The organism is Acidovorax bellezanensis (genome assembly GCF_025421555.1).
In the GTDB taxonomy this organism is placed as follows: domain Bacteria; phylum Pseudomonadota; class Gammaproteobacteria; order Burkholderiales; family Burkholderiaceae_C; genus Comamonas; species Comamonas bellezanensis.
In genome coordinates, this window is the sequence record NZ_JAODYH010000002.1 from 99,344 (window position 1) to 114,176 (window position 14,833).

Here is a 14,833-nt window from a genome sequence, read left to right on the forward strand (position 1 = left end):
GCCGGCCCTCCCCCGGCTCAGTGCAAGCCGGCGCCTTCGTCCCTGGAAAGCCGAATGAAGAAGAACAGCGAAAACAGCGTGATCGCGCCCACCACGCCGAATGCCGGGTAGAAATCTTCCGCGCTGGGTTGCTGGGCGCTGCCACCATTGGTCCATGCCACCAGCGTGACCAGAGAAGCGCCCAGCGTCACGCCCAGGCTCAGCGACAGCTGCTGCGCCATGCTGTTGAGCGTTGCCGCGTGGCTCATGCGCGGCTTGGGAATCTGCGAGAAGCCCAGCGTCTGCAGCGCCACCATGACCATCGAATTCACCAGACCGCCCAATAGCAGCGTGATGAAGATCTGCACATGGGGCGTGCTCGGGCGGAAGCTGCCGTAGCTCACGTAGCAGACACAGGTCAGGCAGGTCGCACCAATCAGCAGCGAGCGAAAGCCGATCGTGCGTATGGCCCAGGTCATGACCGCACGCGTGGCCAGCGAGCCCAGGGCCGTGGCCATGGTCAGCGCGCCCGAAGTCAGCGCCGACAGACCAAAGCCCAGCTGCAGCATGAGCGGCAGCAGGAAAGGCGAAGCACCGATCGCAATGCGCAGCGGCATGCCGCCGATGATGGACGCGCGAAACGTGGGAAAGCGCAGTATGGAAAGATCGATCAGCGGCTCGGCCCTGTTGCGGCTGCGCAAGTGATAGACCAGCGCCGCGAGCGCCCCCAAGCCCGCCATGGCCCACAGCGCGGGCGTGGGCACGATCGATTTGCCCACCAGCTCCAGGCTGCCCAGCAGCGCCGTGAGCCCAAAGGCCAACAACACAAAACCCGGGAAGTCGAACGCACCGGGCCGCGGCTCATCGGGCAGATCATCGAGAAAGTACATCGCGCCCGCAATGGCGAGCAGACCGAAGGGAATGTTGATCAGAAAAATCCAGCGCCACGAAGTCAGCGTGACGATGATGCCGCCCACCAGCGGCCCGGCCAGCCGCCCGAAAGCCGGTGGCACGGTGAACCACACCATGGCCGCCACCATCTGCGCGGGTGGAACGCTGCGCAGCAGAATCAGCCGCCCCACGGGCAGCATCATCGCGCCGCCCAGGCCTTGCAGCACGCGAAAAACCACCAGTTGCGGCAAGCTCTGCGCCAGTCCGCAAAGCGTCGATCCCAGCGAAAACGCGGCCACCGCCACGCAAAAGATGCGCTTGGCCCCGAAGCGGTCGGCCAGCCAGCCGCTCATGGGCAGGAACACCGCCAGGCTCAGCAGATAGGACGTGATGGCCAGATTGAGCTGCAAGGCCTGCACGTCCAACGCGCGCGCAATGCTGGGCAGCGCCGTGGCCATCACCGAAGTATCCAGGTTCTGCAAGAACATAGGCGCCGCGACGACAAGTGGAATGATTCGGTGGCGCGAGAGCATCCAGCGATTCTCGTGGATTCGTCCGCAGCAGCGCTCGCAGTGGCAAAAACACCGCAGACGCGAGGCAAGCCCCAAGGGGAGCATCGCAGTGCGCACTGGCCTCGTGAATTCAGTGGTGAATGTTCCGTGCAACGAGCGTCACGCAGCAGCATTCAGCTTCCCGCTGTGGGCGTGATTTCAAAGGATTTGCGAAAACGCTAATGGTGCCCCGAGCCGGGGTCGAACCGGCACGCCCCTTTTACGGAAAGCGGCGGATTTTAAGTCCGCAGTGTCTACCAATTTCACCATCGGGGCGCCATGCTGCACGGCGTTGCACCCTGCAGCAAGAATTAAATTCTATCGCATTCACTGCGCGCCAAGCCTGCGGCCATTTCTGAACTGCAAGCCTTGCGCCAATGAAAAAAGGGAAGCTGTGAAGCTTCCCTTTTCATAATTTGGAGCGGGAAAAGAGGCTCGAACTCTCGACCTCAACCTTGGCAAGGTTGCGCTCTACCAACTGAGCTATTCCCGCATATCCTGCAACCTGATCGATTACAGAACAGGCGCCAGTATAGCAAGGTTTTTTGTGCATTCTGTGTCGGTACGAATTTTTTCGATCCGCCTTCACCAGCATGCCGCCCCTCAAGCCTTGTGTGCCGCAGCCTTGCGGTCCACGAATTCCTTCATGAAGCGTTGCGGCTCGCCGGTGCCGAAGGCGCTCGCGAATTCGGCCACGCCGTTGCGGATAGAGCGGTCCATGGGCTCATGCTGCCACTCGCGCAGCAAGCGCTTTTGCTGGCGCAGCACCGTCGGGCCCACGGCCGCGAATTCGCCGGCGACACGCGCGACTTCCTGGTCCAGGTCTTCCATCTCCACCACTACATCCGCCAGCCCCCAGGCTTCGGCCTTGGCGGCATTGATGTTTTCACCCGTCAGCAACAGCCAGTTCGCACGGGCGTTGCCGATGAGCCGGGGCAGCACCGCGGCATACAGAATCGACGGGATACCGACCTTGACTTCGGGCATGCCGAAATACGCCTTGCTCGCCGCGATGCGGATGTCGCAGGCCACGGCCAACTCCATGCCCCCACCCAGCGTCCAGCCGGGAATGCGGGCGATGACGGGCGTGGGAAACAGTTGCACGGCTTCGCACAGCACGCGCAGGTTCTCGATGAAGACCGCGGCGCTTTCCATGTCCAGCGCGCCCATCTCCTTGATGTCCGCGCCAGCGACGAAAGCCTTGTCGCCCGTGCCGCGGAACACCAGCGTGCGCACGCGCTCGTCGGCGGCGAGATAACGCATGCCGGCGATCAAGTCCTTGATCACGGGCGTGCCCAGAATATTGAGCGTGCCGGCCTCACGGATGGTGATGGTGGCGACGCCGCTGGCATCGATGGCGATGCCAGCGTGGCGCAGTTCGGGGATGGCGTTCATATCAGAGTTTTTCAAAGCCGATGTCCTTGATGATTTTCTTCCAGCGCTCATTTTCACTGGCGACGAGTTTGCCGAAGTCGGCGCGCGACATCGGGCTGGGGATCGCGCTTTGCTTCTCGATAGCAGCAATCACGGCGGGATCGGCCAGCGCCTGGCGCACGGCGGCGTTGAGCTGGTCCAGAATCTTGGGCGGCGTGCCCGCGGGCGCACCCAGGCCGAACCACGAAGGGTTGTTCATGGCGGGCAGGCCGACTTCCGCATAGGTAGGAATCTGCGGGAAGTTCTTGAGCCGCTGCTTGGCTGCCACCGCCAGGGGGCGGATCTGGCCGCCCTGGATCAGTCCCACGGACGAAGGAATGTTGTCGAACACCAGGTTGACCTGGCCAGGGATCAAATCGGCCAGCGCCGGGCCCAGGCCCTTGTACGGCACATGCAGCACTTTCGTGCCCGTGACGTGGGCGAACAGCTCGCCGTTGATATGGCTCAATCCACCGTTGCCCGAAGAACCGAACGCGTACTTGTCGGGATGGGCCTTGAGCTCCTTGATCAGTCCCGGCACGTCGGTCGCGGGAAAGCCGGGATTCACGACCAGCACATTGGGCACATTGGCGATGTTGCTGATGGCCGCGAAGTCCTTGACCGGATCGTAAGCCGTCTTGGCATAGACGTTGGGGTTCACCGCGTGCGAGCTTTCCACCACCATCACCAGCGTGTAGCCGTCAGCGGGCTGCTTGGACGCATAGGCCGAGCCCACGGCGCCGCCGGCACCGGCACGGTTCTCCACCACCAGGGGCTGCTTCAGGATGGCGCCCAATTGGGTGCCGATGATGCGGGCCAGGATGTCGGTCGTGCCGCCCGGTGCGTAGGGCACGATGAGCTTGATCGGCTTGTCGGGGTAGCTGGTGGCATGGGCGGGCATTGCGGCGGCGATGCAGGCCAGGCTCAACGCCATAAGGGCTCTTCTTTTCATGTCTGTTGTCTCTCTTGGGGTGGGTGAATGCACGCCGATACGCTTGATGCCGGCATGCGCTGAAACAGGGGCTCAGGACCAGGCAACGGCTTGCTCAGACAGCGCGGCCAGCGAAGGCGGCGCTGGCACCGGCGCGCGGTCCGGCGTGCGCGTCGCCAGCATGGGGTTGCGTACCGTGGGGATCTCGCCCAGCGTGGGGTGATGCAGCACCTGGACCATCTCGCGGTGCTGGACCTGTGGATGCTTGAACGCATCCTCCAGGCTGTTGATCGGGCCCCAGGGCACACCGGCTGCGTCGAAGGCATCGGTCCAGCTGCGGCGCGAACGCGTCTTGAACATCTCTGTCAGCAGCGCGCGCAGCACGGCCAGATGCACGATGCGATTGGGGTTGGTCGCGAAGCGCTCGTCCGTGGCGAGCTCCGGCGTGCCGGCCACCTGGCAAAAGCGCTGGAATTGGGTGTCGTTGCCAATGGCCAGGATCAGGTAGCCATCGGCGCACTGGAACACCTCGTACGGCGCGCAGTTGGGGTGGGCATTGCCGCTGCGCTGCGGGTTCACGCCCGAGATCAAATAATTGGCGCCCTGGTTGGCGTTGAGCGCCACCGCCACATCCAGCAGCGCGATGTCCAGGTACTGGCCCTGGCCCGTGCCCTGGCGCTGGAACAGCGCGGCCAGCACGGCCGACGTGGCGTACATGCCGGTCGTCAGATCGACCACGGCCACGCCCGTGCGCAGCGGCCCGGCGCCGGGCGCGCCGTCGGGCTGGCCGGTATAGCTCATCAGTCCGCCCATGCCCTGGAAGACATAGTCGTAACCCGGCTTGTCCGCCATGGGGCCGGTCTGGCCAAAGCCCGTGATGGACAGGTAAATCAGTCGCGGGTTGATGCGGCGCAGGGCCGCGTAGTCCAGCCCGTAGCGCGCGAGCGTGCCGGCCTTGAAGTTCTCGACGAACACGTCGGCTTCCTGCACCAGCGCGAGGATGGCCTGGGCGCCGGCTTCGGTGGCGAAATCGATGGCCACGGAGCGCTTGCCGCGGTTGCAGCAGCTGAAGTACGCAGACAGGCGCTCGCCGTGGTCATCTTCCAGGTAGGGCGGGCCCCACTGGCGTGTATCGTCGCCGCGTCCGGGGTGTTCCACCTTGATGACCTGGGCACCCAGGTCGGCAAGATTCTGCGTGCACCACGGCCCCGCCAGAATCCTGGAAAGGTCGAGTACCTTGACGCCGGCGAGGGCCTGATCGAGCATGCTGTCTCCACTGTATGTAAGCAGAGTGCAGTCTAGGCAAGCCTCCCCGAGACATCCAGTCGAATGTTTCGAAGCCGGGTTTGGGAAAATTCGAACGCCGGCGCAGCCCGGCTAGGAAGCGGTTTTCACTATCGGCAAGATGCCGTTCGCGCGCACCATCTCGCGCTCCCCCACCCGCAAGATGCACTCGGCAAAGCACAGGCGCCCACCGGACTTGGTCAGGCGCACATGGGCTTCGAGCCAATCGCCGGGCTCCACCGCTTCAAGGTAATCGATGGACAGGTGCGCCGTCACCACGGACTGCTGGCGCACGCGCGCAATGTTGTAGCCGTACGCGTTGTCGATCAGCACGGCCAGCATGCCGCCATGCGCCTTGCGGTGCAAATTGAGGTGCGATTCGCCAATGCGCAGGCCAATGACCATCAGGCCGTTTTCGTCCTCACGCTGGTACATGGGCCCGAGGTGGGCGATGTAGGGACTGATGGACACATAGGGGAAAAAACCCGGCGGAATCTCGGCCGTGGAATCAAAGGCGGCGGCAGCCTGATCGCTCAGGCCGAGGCTGGTTTCAGACGTCATTCGTGGCTCATCTCATAAGGCAGGGGGTCAAGGTGCGCAGACGCACTATAGAAGATGCGGGCCAGGTCCTGGCCCGCAGCACGCGCGCGCACGCTCAGAAATTTACCCGACCTTCGGCAACGCGCTGTACCAGCAGCGGCGCGGGCGTCCAATGTTCGCCGTGCGTTGCGTGCAACTGCTGGATCTTCTTCAGCGCCACGTCCAGGCCCATGGTCTCGGCATGGAACATCGGGCCGCCGCGCCAGGCCGGAAAACCGTAGCCATTGGCATAGACCACGTCCACATCCGAAGCCCGCTGCGCAATGCCCTCCTCCACGATGCGCGCGCCTTCGTTGACCAGCGCCAGCACGCAGCGCTCGACGATCTCCTGATCGGTGATTTCGCGGCGCACAATGCCGGCCTCGCTTGCGCACTGTTCGATCAGCGCATCGACCACCGGATCGGCGATGGGCGTGCGGCTGCCGGGATCGTAGCGGTAGTAGCCGGCGCTGGTTTTCTGCCCGTAGCGGCCCAGTTCGCAGATACGGTCCGCCACCTTGGAGTAGCGCAGATGCGCGGGGCGCGTAGGCGCCAGGCGCTTGCGCGTCGCCCAGTTGATGTCCATGCCGGCCAGATCGGCCATGGTCAAGGGGCCCATCGCAAAACCGAAGCGCTTCATGGCCGCATCGATCTGCGCCGGGGAAGCGCCCTCTTCCAGCAGGAACCCGGCTTCGCGCCAGTAGCCCGTGAGCATGCGGTTGCCGACGAAGCCTTCGCACACACGCACCAGCACTGGAATCTTGCCAATGCCCTGCGCCATCTTCATGCAGCTCGCGATCACTTCGTCCGAAGTGGCATCGCCGCGCACCACTTCCAGCAGCTTCATGACGTTGGCCGGGCTGAAGAAATGCAGGCCGATCACGTCCTGCGGCCGGCGGGTCACGGCCGCGATGTCGTCAATGCTCAGGCGCGAGGTGTTGGTGGCCAGGATGGCGCCAGGCTTGCAAATGGCATCGAGCTGCTTGAACACGGCTTGCTTGACCGCCATGTCCTCGAACACGGCTTCGATCACCAGATCGGCATCGGCCAGCCGGTGGACGTCGAGTGTCGGGACAATCCGGCCCAGGCGCTCCTGCATCAGCTCGGCGGACAGACTGCCCTTGGACACCGTGACCGCATAGTTGCGCCGGATCAGCTCCATGCCGCGGTCCAGCGCGGCCTGCTCCCGCTCGTAGAGCACGACAGGAATGCGGGCGTTGGCGAACGCCATCGCAATGCCCGCGCCCATGGTGCCCGCGCCCAGAATGGCGACGCTGGCAATCGTGCGCGGCAGCGTTTTCACGGCCTGGCCCTGGAGCTTGGCGGCTTCGCGCTCGGCAAAGAACAGGTGGCGCAGCGCTTTCGACTCGGGGCCTGCCACCAGCTCGTCGAACAGCGAACGCTCGAAGTCCAGCCCTTCTTCCAACGACAGATGCGTCGCCGCCTGCACGCAGGCAATCGCCGTGCCCTGGGCCAGCGCATTGCGCGCCCTGGGATTCACCGCGGCCCGCTGCGCGGAAAAATCCAGGCCCGCGGCATCCGCCGGCGGCTTGGCCGCAATCACCGGATGCGGGCCGGCCTGCCCGGCCATGCGGCGTGCGAACGCCATGCCGCCGGCCACCACTTCACCGTCTATCAGGGCATCGGCCACGCCCAGCGCCACGGCCTTGCTGCCCCGCACCTGCTTGCCTGACTGGATGAGTTCCAGCGCTGCGACCGTGCCTATCAGGCGTGGCAGGCGCTGCGTACCGCCACCGCCGGGCACCAGGCCCAGGTTGACTTCGGTCAGGCCCAGGCTCGCATCGGCCGTCACGATGCGGTAGTGGCAGCCCAGCGCCAACTCCAGGCCGCCGCCCAGGGCCACGCCATGGATGGCGGCCACCACGGGCTTGCTCGACAACTCGATCTGCCGGATCACCTGGCGCAGCGTCGGCTGTGCCGTGGCCGCGGGCGTGTTGAACTGGCGAATATCTGCGCCACCGCAAAACACCTTGCCGGCCCCGGCCAACACGATGGCTTTGACCTGCGCACTTGCCGCCGCACGGCTCAGGCCTTCGGCAATGCCCAGGCGCACCGTGTCGCCCAGGCCGTTGACTGGCGGATTGGCCAGCAAAATCACGGCCACATCGCCCTGTTCCATGTAGCGCACGGTCTGCGAAACCGCCATGCCGTCAATGGCTGTATTCATGTCTTTGTCTCCGAAAATCTGTCTTTGAAAAGCATCACAGCGAGGTGGCGAGAATCGCCGTGGCCTGGCTGGACAGCACGCCGCCATTGCCATGCACCAATGCGACCTCGGCATCGGCCACCTGGCGCGCCTGGGCTTCGCCACGCAGCTGGGTCACGGCTTCGATGATCAGGAAAATGCTGTACATGCCAGGGTGTGTGCAGGACAGGCCGCCGCCGTTGGTGTTCATGGGGAAGCTGCCGCCCGGGGCAATGCGCCCGCCTTCGATGAACGCGCCGCCCTCGCCCTTTTGGCAAAAACCCAGGTCTTCCAGGAACAGGATGGGGTTGATGGTGAACGCGTCGTAGAGCTCGACCACGTCGATGTCGGCAGGCGCGAGGCCGGCTTCGGCGAAGGCCTTGCGCCCCGAGTCCACGGCCGGCGTCACGGTCACGTCTTGCATGCAGGAAATCTGCCGGTGCCAGTGCGCATGTCCGCTGCCCAGCACATAGACCGGCTTGCTGTGCAGCGCGCGTGCGCGCTTGGCCGAAGTCACGACAAAAGCGCCGGCGCCGTCGGTCACCAGGCAGCAATCGCGCACCGTCAGCGGGTCGGAGATCATCTTGGCGTTCAGCACGTCGTCAATCGACAGCGGCCCGCGCGCAAACGCATCCGGGTTGAGCTGCGCCCACTGGCGCGCGGCCACCGCCACTTCGGCCAACTGGCGGCGCGTGGTGCCGTACTGGTACATGTGGCGGGCCGCGGCCAGCGAATAGCTCGACACTGGGTTGAAGGCCTTGTAGGGGTGCTCGTAGGGCTGGGGATCGAGCGCAGCGCGCATCTGGTTGACCTTGGAGCTGCTGGGCGAGGAACGCGGCGTGCTGCCGTAGCAGATCAGCACGTTCTCGCACTCACCGGCCTCGATCGCCAGCGCCGCCATCTTCAAGTCGGCGATGAAGGACGAGCCGCCGAACATCGTGCTGTCGGAAAACCGCGGCCGAATCCCTAAGTACTCGGCCATGCGCATCACCCACCAGGGCGACGTCAGGCTGGAGGTGATGATGCCGTCGATGTCCTGCATCAAAAGCCCGCTTTGCGCCACGGCCTTGCAGGCCGCCTGCGCGATGATGTCCTGCTCGCTCAGGCCGCCGGCATGGCCCAGGCCCGCCAGGCCGGTGCCGAGAATGGCGATCGCGCCCCGTTGTCCGCCGCTCATGCTGCTTCTCCCTTGGGCACAAACACCAGCAGCGCGCCTTCGGGCGTCTGCTCGATCCGGGCCTGGATCGCCATGCCGATGCGGACTTCCTCCACGGGAATGCCCACGACACGGCTCATCAGCCGCGGCCCCTCCTCCAGGTCCACCAGGCAGACGGTGTAGTCGCCTTCGGGCTTGCGCACGATGGTCGTCGAATACACGCTGCCGCGCCCGCTCGGAGCCACCCAGGTCAGCGCCTGCGAACCGCAATATGGGCAGCAGATGCGCGGATAGAAGTGGTGGCGCGCGCAGTCGTCGCAGCGCGGGATCTCGAAAATCCCTTGGGCCAGCCGGCCGAAGTAGTGGGCGTCCGCGCCCACCATGGGCGCTGTCGGTTCAGTCATGGTTTGCATTCGGTTCACTCCACTTTCACGCCGGTGAGCTTCACCAGGTCGCGCCATTTGACGAGCTCACGCTCCACGTACTTGCGCACTTCGGGAAGCGGCAACGCACCCACGGGTTCGCTGTACTGGGCTTTCAGGCGCTCCGTCATTTCCGGCGAATTCATGACCCGGTTGGACGCCTGGTTGAGCCGGGACACGATGTCCGCGGGCGTGCCCGCAGGCGCGTACAAGCCCAGCCAGGTGTAGACGTCGAAGTCCTTGAAGCCCGACTCCTTGAGCGTGGGCAAATCGGGGAATACCTTGCTGCGCTCGGCGCTGGTCACGGCGATGGGCCGCAGTTGGCCGGAGGCAATGAAAGCCGACACGCTCATGGAGTCCTGGATGGCCACCGGAATCTGGCCGGCCACGGCGTCGTTGGTCGCCGGCGACGCGCCGCGGTAGGAGACATGCGTCATCTTGATGCCGCTCAGGTGGCGGAAAAGCTCGCCCGCCAGATGCGTGGAGCCGCCGGCACCGGCCGTACCGTAAGGCACACCGTCCTGGGCCTTGGCCCATTTGAGGAATTCAGGCACGTTTTTCGCGGGCACGCTGGGATGGACCACGATCATGTTCGGCGCCTTGGCCAGGAGGGCGACGGGCTCGAAGTCCTTCAATGGGTCATAGCTGATCTTCTTGAGCGTGACCGGGCCGATGACGTAGCCAGTCGCCGCCACCAGCAAGGTGTAGCCGTCATTGGGGCGCTTGGCCACGTATTCCGTGCCCACCTGGCCGGCGGCGCCCGCGCGGTTCTCGATGATGAACGGCTGCTTGAACTCCTGCGTCAGCTCCTTGGCCAGGCTGCGGCTGACGATATCCGTCATGCCGCCGGGCGCGAAGGCCACCACGATGGTCACCGGCTTGTGCGGCCAGGCCGTGCCTTGCGCGAAACCTGGATTGGCGGCAGCCAGCGCCGTGATGCCAACGGCCAGCGCAAAGCGTCCCGCCGCGAAACTGCGGCCCAAAGTATGTCCCATGGTGTCTCCGTTTTTTTGATCTTGCCGGGTCAGGCAGCAGCTGCAGCGATACGCGGCAGCCTTGCGGCAAGTCTATGAACGCCCAGGGGCAGACACCATCCGAATGTTTCGAAGAGGCTGTTCGATGATTTGAAACGCTGTGGCACAGCGCCAACTGAGGCTCACTCCCGGCCCTGCATACGGGCTCGGGCGAACGGCAAAAACTTATGCGCCGCGCGTGGCGGCCACGCGCGGATCATCCAGCAGAAATTGCATGAAGGCCGTGGTGAACGTGGGCAGGCGCGCATCCGCGCGCACGGCCAGATTCAGCTCCCGCACGGCCCAGGGCTCGACAAGCGCCAGCATCGCAATACCGGCGGTCCCGGGCAGCGAGGCAATCACGCTGCGCGGGACCAGCGCCACGCCCACCCCCATGGCGACAAAAGACAGCACGGCTTCAAAGCTGTGGGTGTGCAGGCGCACGCGCACCTGGCGTCCGGCCTTTTGCGCCATGTCGCGCAAGAACAGGTAGTTGCTGCTGCTGCGGCTCATGCAGACAAAGTCAAAATCGAGCACCGCCCCGAACTTGATTTCACTTTCACTGGCCAAAGGGTGGTCTGCGGGCACGGCGACGACCAGTTGGTCGACCGCGTAACGGTATACGTCCAGGCCGGCCACGTCGGTAGCCCCGGCGAAGATGCCGATATCGGCCTCGCGCGCCAGTACCGCTGCGGGAATGGCTTCGCTCTGGCGCTCTTCGATGTCGGCATCGACATAGGGGTTGAGCACCAGGAAGCGCCCCAGGCTGGGGTTGATGAAGCCGTTCAAGGCACTGCTGTTGGCCGTGAGCCGGACATGGCCCTTGAGCCCCAGAGTGAAGCGCCCCACATCCTCATGCATGCGCTCCACGCCTTCGAACAGCTCGCGCACATGCGCCAGCACCGACTCGCCAGCGGGCGTCAGCTCCATGCCGCGGGCATTGCGTACGAACATGGGCGTGCCCAGGGCCTGCTCCAGGTTTTTCAGGCGATAACTGGCCGACGACGGCGTGATGTGCACCGCGGCAGCGCCCGTCGAAAGGTTCTTCGCCTGGGCAATCGCCATGAAAAGGCGCAGATCGGTCAGTTCGTATCGCATGCTTGTCTCTCTTCGGCGTTCCAAGCTGGCATTGTCGCGCCAACCTGGGCCTGTCCAAGAGGCGAAGGACTGCGGCCAGAACGCAAAAAAGCCAGAATTCTGATGAATTCTGGCTTCGTTGCTTGAAATTTGGAGGCGCGAACCAGAGTCGAACTGGTCTAACCGGATTTGCAATCCGGGGCATAACCGCTTTGCTATCGCGCCAAAACTTTCACTATAAAAATGGGAAGCAGATGCTTCCCATTTTATCTTGGAGCGGGAAAAGAGGCTCGAACTCTCGACCTATACCTTGGCAAGGTATCGCTCTACCAACTGAGCTATTCCCGCTTATCCTCAAAAGACTTTCGCCTCTCGAAAAAATTCACATCGCTGACGAATCAGCTGCCAAAAACCTGGAGCGGGAAAAGAGGCTCGAACTCTCGACCTATACCTTGGCAAGGTATCGCTCTACCAACTGAGCTATTCCCGCAAATTCCGGCGAAACTTTCATCTCTCCGGAATTTCGCCAGTCACCGAAGCGACCGACTGAAAAACTGGAGCGGGAAAACGGGTTCGAACCGTCGACCTATACCTTGGCAAGGTATCGCTCTACCAACTGAGCTATTCCCGCAAAATCTCAAAAAACTTTCATCTCTCGAGATTTGCGCCAGCCGCTGACGCGACTGACAAAAACCTGGAGCGGGAAAACGGGTTCGAACCGTCGACCTATACCTTGGCAAGGTATCGCTCTACCAACTGAGCTATTCCCGCATTTCCTCTGCAGCCTCACATTCTACAATGTTTCGTTGCTGCGATGGGATGAATTGTAGCGTACTTTTTTCCCCACAATTCGCCAGCACTGATTTTTTTCAAATTTCAGTGCTGCACCGTGGCCGCGGGCGTCGCAAGCTTGTCACCGGCCACCACGGCCGGCACTTCCGCTTCAAGCAAAGCTTCGGGCATGCGCACCAAAGCCAGCTTCAGCACCTGATCCACCCAGCGCACAGGAACAATCTCGAGACCGCTCTTGACGTTCTCAGGAATTTCCTGAAGATCCTTCACGTTTTCCTCGGGGATCAGCACGGTCTTGATGCCACCGCGCAAGGCGGCCAGCAGCTTTTCCTTCAGGCCGCCAATACCCGTGACTTCGCCACGCAAGGTGATCTCGCCGGTCATGGCCACATCGGCGCGCACCGGAATGCCCGTCAGAGCCGAGACAAACGCCGTCGCCATGGCAGCACCCGCGCTCGGGCCGTCCTTGGGCGTCGCGCCATCAGGCACGTGCACGTGGATATCGTGCTTCTCGAAAGCTTCGTCCTTGATGCCCAGCAGACGAGCGCGGCTACGGATCACCGTACGCGCGGCTTCCACCGATTCCTTCATCACATCGCCCAGGGAACCTGTGCGGGTGATGACGCCCTTGCCTGGCATGACCGCGGCCTCGATGGTCAGCAGATCGCCGCCCACTTCAGTCCAGGCCAGGCCAACCACCTGACCCACCTGGTCCTGCTGCTCGGCACGGCCGTAGGTGTACTTTTGCACGCCCAGGTAGTCATCCAGATTCTCCGCCGAGACCACCACGGGCGCGACAAGCTTGGCCAGCTGCAATGCCTTGACCACCTTGCGGCAAATCTTGGACAGCTCGCGCTCGAGCGAGCGCACACCCGCTTCTCGCGTGTAGTAGCGCACCACATCGCGAACGGCGGATTCCTGCACTTCGAGTTCGCCTTCCTTGAGCCCGTTGTTGGTCAACTGCTTGGGCAACAGGTAGCGCATCGCGATGTTGACTTTTTCGTCTTCGGTGTAACCCGAGAGGCGAATGACTTCCATCCGGTCCAGCAGGGCTGGAGGAATGTTCATCGAGTTCGAGGTCGCCACGAACATCACGTCGCTGAGGTCGAAGTCCATTTCCACATAGTGGTCGGCAAACGCATGGTTTTGCTCGGGGTCGAGCACTTCCAGCAAAGCGCTGGACGGGTCGCCACGGAAATCCATGCCCAGCTTGTCGATTTCGTCGAGCAGGAACAATGGATTGCGCGTGCCGACCTTCTCCAGGCTCTGCAACACCTTGCCCGGCATGGCGCCGATATAGGTGCGGCGGTGGCCACGGATTTCGGCTTCGTCACGCATGCCGCCCAGGGCCATGCGCACGTACTTGCGTCCTGTGGCCTTGGCGATCGACTGACCCAGCGACGTCTTGCCGACGCCCGGTGGGCCGACCAGGCACAGAATGGGCGCCTTGACCTTGTCCACGCGCTGCTGCACAGCAAGATACTCAAGAATGCGGTCCTTGACCTTGTCGAGGCCGTAATGGTCCTCGTTGAGCACTTCCTCGGCGTTCACCAGATCGTGCTTGATCTTGGTCTTCTTGCTCCAGGGCAGCGCCGTGAGCACATCGATGTAATTGCGCACCACGGTCGCTTCAGCCGACATGGGCGACATCAGCTTGAGCTTCTTGAGCTCGGACTCGGCCTTCTTGCGCGCATCCGCAGGCATCTTGGCCAGGCGGATCTTCTTTTCGAGTTCCTCGAGGTCAGCGCCCTCTTCGCCTTCGCCCAGTTCCTTCTGGATCGCCTTGACCTGCTCGTTCAGGTAGAAGTCGCGCTGGCTTTTTTCCATCTGGCGCTTGACGCGGCCGCGAATCTTCTTGTCGACGTTCAGGATGTCGACTTCGCGATCGAGCTGCTCGAACAGGTTTTCCAGCCGGACCTTGACGTCGGCCAGGTCCAGCACGGCCTGCTTGGCCTCGAGCTTGAGCGGCAGGTGGGCGGCAATCGTGTCCGCCAGGCGTCCTGCATCGTCGATGCTGGAGATGGAGGTCAGGATTTCCGCGGGAATTTTCTTGTTGAGCTTGACGTACTGGTCAAACTGCTGCGTCACCGCGCGGCGCAAGGCCTCGATTTCGCTGGGCTTGTGCGCCGCTTCATCGACTTCGACCGGCTGAACCGTCGACAGGAAATGGGTTTCGTGGTCGACGATGCCTTCGACGCGCGCGCGCTGCTGGCCTTCGACCAGTACTTTCACGGTGCCGTCGGGCAGCTTGAGCATCTGCAAGATGGTGCAGATGCAACCCACCTCGAACATGTCCGAAACGGCGGGCTCATCCTTGGAAGCGGTTTTCTGCGCCACCAGCATGATCCGGCGATCGCCTTCCATCGCCAGTTCCAGCGCCTTGATGCTTTTGGCACGGCCCACAAACAGCGGGATCACCATATGCGGGAACACAACCACGTCGCGCAACGGCAGCAGCGGCAAATCGAGAGAGGAGGAAGGCAAGGGCTTGGGTCCTGACATGGAATTCCTTGGTAACTGTGCGGAATATGGTCCGCTT

General features: G+C 63.2%; 11 protein-coding genes and 7 tRNA genes. All 18 read right to left on the reverse strand.

Annotation, left to right across the window (positions count from 1 at the left end; all coding sequences use genetic code 11):
• Positions 1–17: 17 nt before the first annotated feature.
• A complete protein-coding gene (locus N0K08_RS03210) occupies positions 18–1,358 on the reverse strand; it encodes an MDR family MFS transporter (RefSeq protein WP_261498564.1) in 1,341 nt (446 codons plus the stop codon).
• A gap of 246 nt (positions 1,359–1,604) precedes the next feature.
• A tRNA-Leu gene (locus N0K08_RS03215) sits at positions 1,605–1,697 on the reverse strand.
• A gap of 141 nt (positions 1,698–1,838) precedes the next feature.
• Positions 1,839–1,914, reverse strand: a tRNA-Gly gene (locus tag N0K08_RS03220).
• A gap of 110 nt (positions 1,915–2,024) precedes the next feature.
• Positions 2,025–2,816 (reverse strand): enoyl-CoA hydratase, encoded by a 792-nt coding sequence (locus N0K08_RS03225; protein WP_261498565.1) that lies wholly within the window; start codon positions 2,814–2,816, stop codon positions 2,025–2,027.
• Position 2,817: 1 nt separating this feature from the next.
• Positions 2,818–3,786: a Bug family tripartite tricarboxylate transporter substrate binding protein gene (locus tag N0K08_RS03230; protein WP_261498566.1), complete on the reverse strand. Its 969-nt coding sequence runs from the start codon at positions 3,784–3,786 to the stop codon at positions 2,818–2,820.
• 72 nt (positions 3,787–3,858) lie between these two features.
• Positions 3,859–5,031: a CaiB/BaiF CoA transferase family protein gene (locus N0K08_RS03235; protein ID WP_261498567.1), complete on the reverse strand. Its 1,173-nt coding sequence runs from the start codon at positions 5,029–5,031 to the stop codon at positions 3,859–3,861.
• Positions 5,032–5,142: 111 nt separating this feature from the next.
• Positions 5,143–5,610, reverse strand: a complete 468-nt coding sequence (locus N0K08_RS03240; RefSeq protein ID WP_261498568.1) for a PaaI family thioesterase — start codon at positions 5,608–5,610, stop codon at positions 5,143–5,145.
• Between the two features lie 94 nt (positions 5,611–5,704).
• Complete coding sequence (locus tag N0K08_RS03245) at positions 5,705–7,816, reverse strand: 3-hydroxyacyl-CoA dehydrogenase NAD-binding domain-containing protein (RefSeq protein ID WP_261498569.1); 2,112 nt, start codon at positions 7,814–7,816, stop codon at positions 5,705–5,707.
• Between the two features lie 34 nt (positions 7,817–7,850).
• Entirely contained in the window at positions 7,851–9,011 is a 1,161-nt protein-coding gene (locus N0K08_RS03250; RefSeq protein ID WP_261498570.1) for a thiolase, read from the reverse strand.
• Positions 9,008–9,394, reverse strand: coding sequence for a Zn-ribbon domain-containing OB-fold protein (locus tag N0K08_RS03255; protein ID WP_261498571.1), 387 nt, complete (start codon positions 9,392–9,394; stop codon positions 9,008–9,010). The genes N0K08_RS03250 and N0K08_RS03255 overlap by 4 nt, the downstream gene beginning before the upstream one ends.
• Before the next feature lie 14 nt (positions 9,395–9,408).
• Complete coding sequence (locus N0K08_RS03260) at positions 9,409–10,407, reverse strand: Bug family tripartite tricarboxylate transporter substrate binding protein (protein WP_261498572.1); 999 nt, start codon at positions 10,405–10,407, stop codon at positions 9,409–9,411.
• Between the two features lie 204 nt (positions 10,408–10,611).
• Positions 10,612–11,523, reverse strand: a complete 912-nt coding sequence (locus N0K08_RS03265; protein ID WP_261498574.1) for a LysR family transcriptional regulator — start codon at positions 11,521–11,523, stop codon at positions 10,612–10,614.
• 130 nt (positions 11,524–11,653) lie between these two features.
• Positions 11,654–11,727: transfer RNA gene (locus N0K08_RS03270), tRNA-Cys, on the reverse strand.
• Positions 11,728–11,774: 47 nt separating this feature from the next.
• A tRNA-Gly gene (locus N0K08_RS03275) sits at positions 11,775–11,850 on the reverse strand.
• A gap of 66 nt (positions 11,851–11,916) precedes the next feature.
• Positions 11,917–11,992, reverse strand: a tRNA-Gly gene (locus tag N0K08_RS03280).
• Between the two features lie 65 nt (positions 11,993–12,057).
• Positions 12,058–12,133 (reverse strand) — tRNA-Gly (locus tag N0K08_RS03285).
• Positions 12,134–12,197: 64 nt separating this feature from the next.
• Positions 12,198–12,273: transfer RNA gene (locus N0K08_RS03290), tRNA-Gly, on the reverse strand.
• Positions 12,274–12,378: 105 nt separating this feature from the next.
• The gene (gene lon / locus N0K08_RS03295; RefSeq protein WP_261498576.1) at positions 12,379–14,796 is read right to left on the reverse strand and encodes an endopeptidase La; all 2,418 of its coding nucleotides are present in this window, start codon (positions 14,794–14,796) and stop codon (positions 12,379–12,381) included.
• Between the last annotated feature and the right edge of the window lie 37 nt (positions 14,797–14,833).

Bases quoted from the DNA above. Each gene is read 5' to 3' on its own strand.
- N0K08_RS03210 (WP_261498564.1), bottom strand. From the start codon at position 1,358: ATGTTCTTGCAGAACCTGGATACTTCGGTGATGGCCACGGCGCTGCCC.
- N0K08_RS03225 (WP_261498565.1), bottom strand. From the start codon at position 2,816: ATGAACGCCATCCCCGAACTGCGCCACGCTGGCATCGCCATCGATGCC.
- N0K08_RS03230 (WP_261498566.1), bottom strand. From the start codon at position 3,786: ATGAAAAGAAGAGCCCTTATGGCGTTGAGCCTGGCCTGCATCGCCGCC.
- N0K08_RS03235 (WP_261498567.1), bottom strand. From the start codon at position 5,031: ATGCTCGATCAGGCCCTCGCCGGCGTCAAGGTACTCGACCTTTCCAGG.
- N0K08_RS03240 (WP_261498568.1), bottom strand. From the start codon at position 5,610: ATGACGTCTGAAACCAGCCTCGGCCTGAGCGATCAGGCTGCCGCCGCC.
- N0K08_RS03245 (WP_261498569.1), bottom strand. From the start codon at position 7,816: ATGAATACAGCCATTGACGGCATGGCGGTTTCGCAGACCGTGCGCTAC.
- N0K08_RS03250 (WP_261498570.1), bottom strand. From the start codon at position 9,011: ATGAGCGGCGGACAACGGGGCGCGATCGCCATTCTCGGCACCGGCCTG.
- N0K08_RS03255 (WP_261498571.1), bottom strand. From the start codon at position 9,394: ATGACTGAACCGACAGCGCCCATGGTGGGCGCGGACGCCCACTACTTC.
- N0K08_RS03260 (WP_261498572.1), bottom strand. From the start codon at position 10,407: ATGGGACATACTTTGGGCCGCAGTTTCGCGGCGGGACGCTTTGCGCTG.
- N0K08_RS03265 (WP_261498574.1), bottom strand. From the start codon at position 11,523: ATGCGATACGAACTGACCGATCTGCGCCTTTTCATGGCGATTGCCCAG.
- lon (WP_261498576.1), bottom strand. From the start codon at position 14,796: ATGTCAGGACCCAAGCCCTTGCCTTCCTCCTCTCTCGATTTGCCGCTG.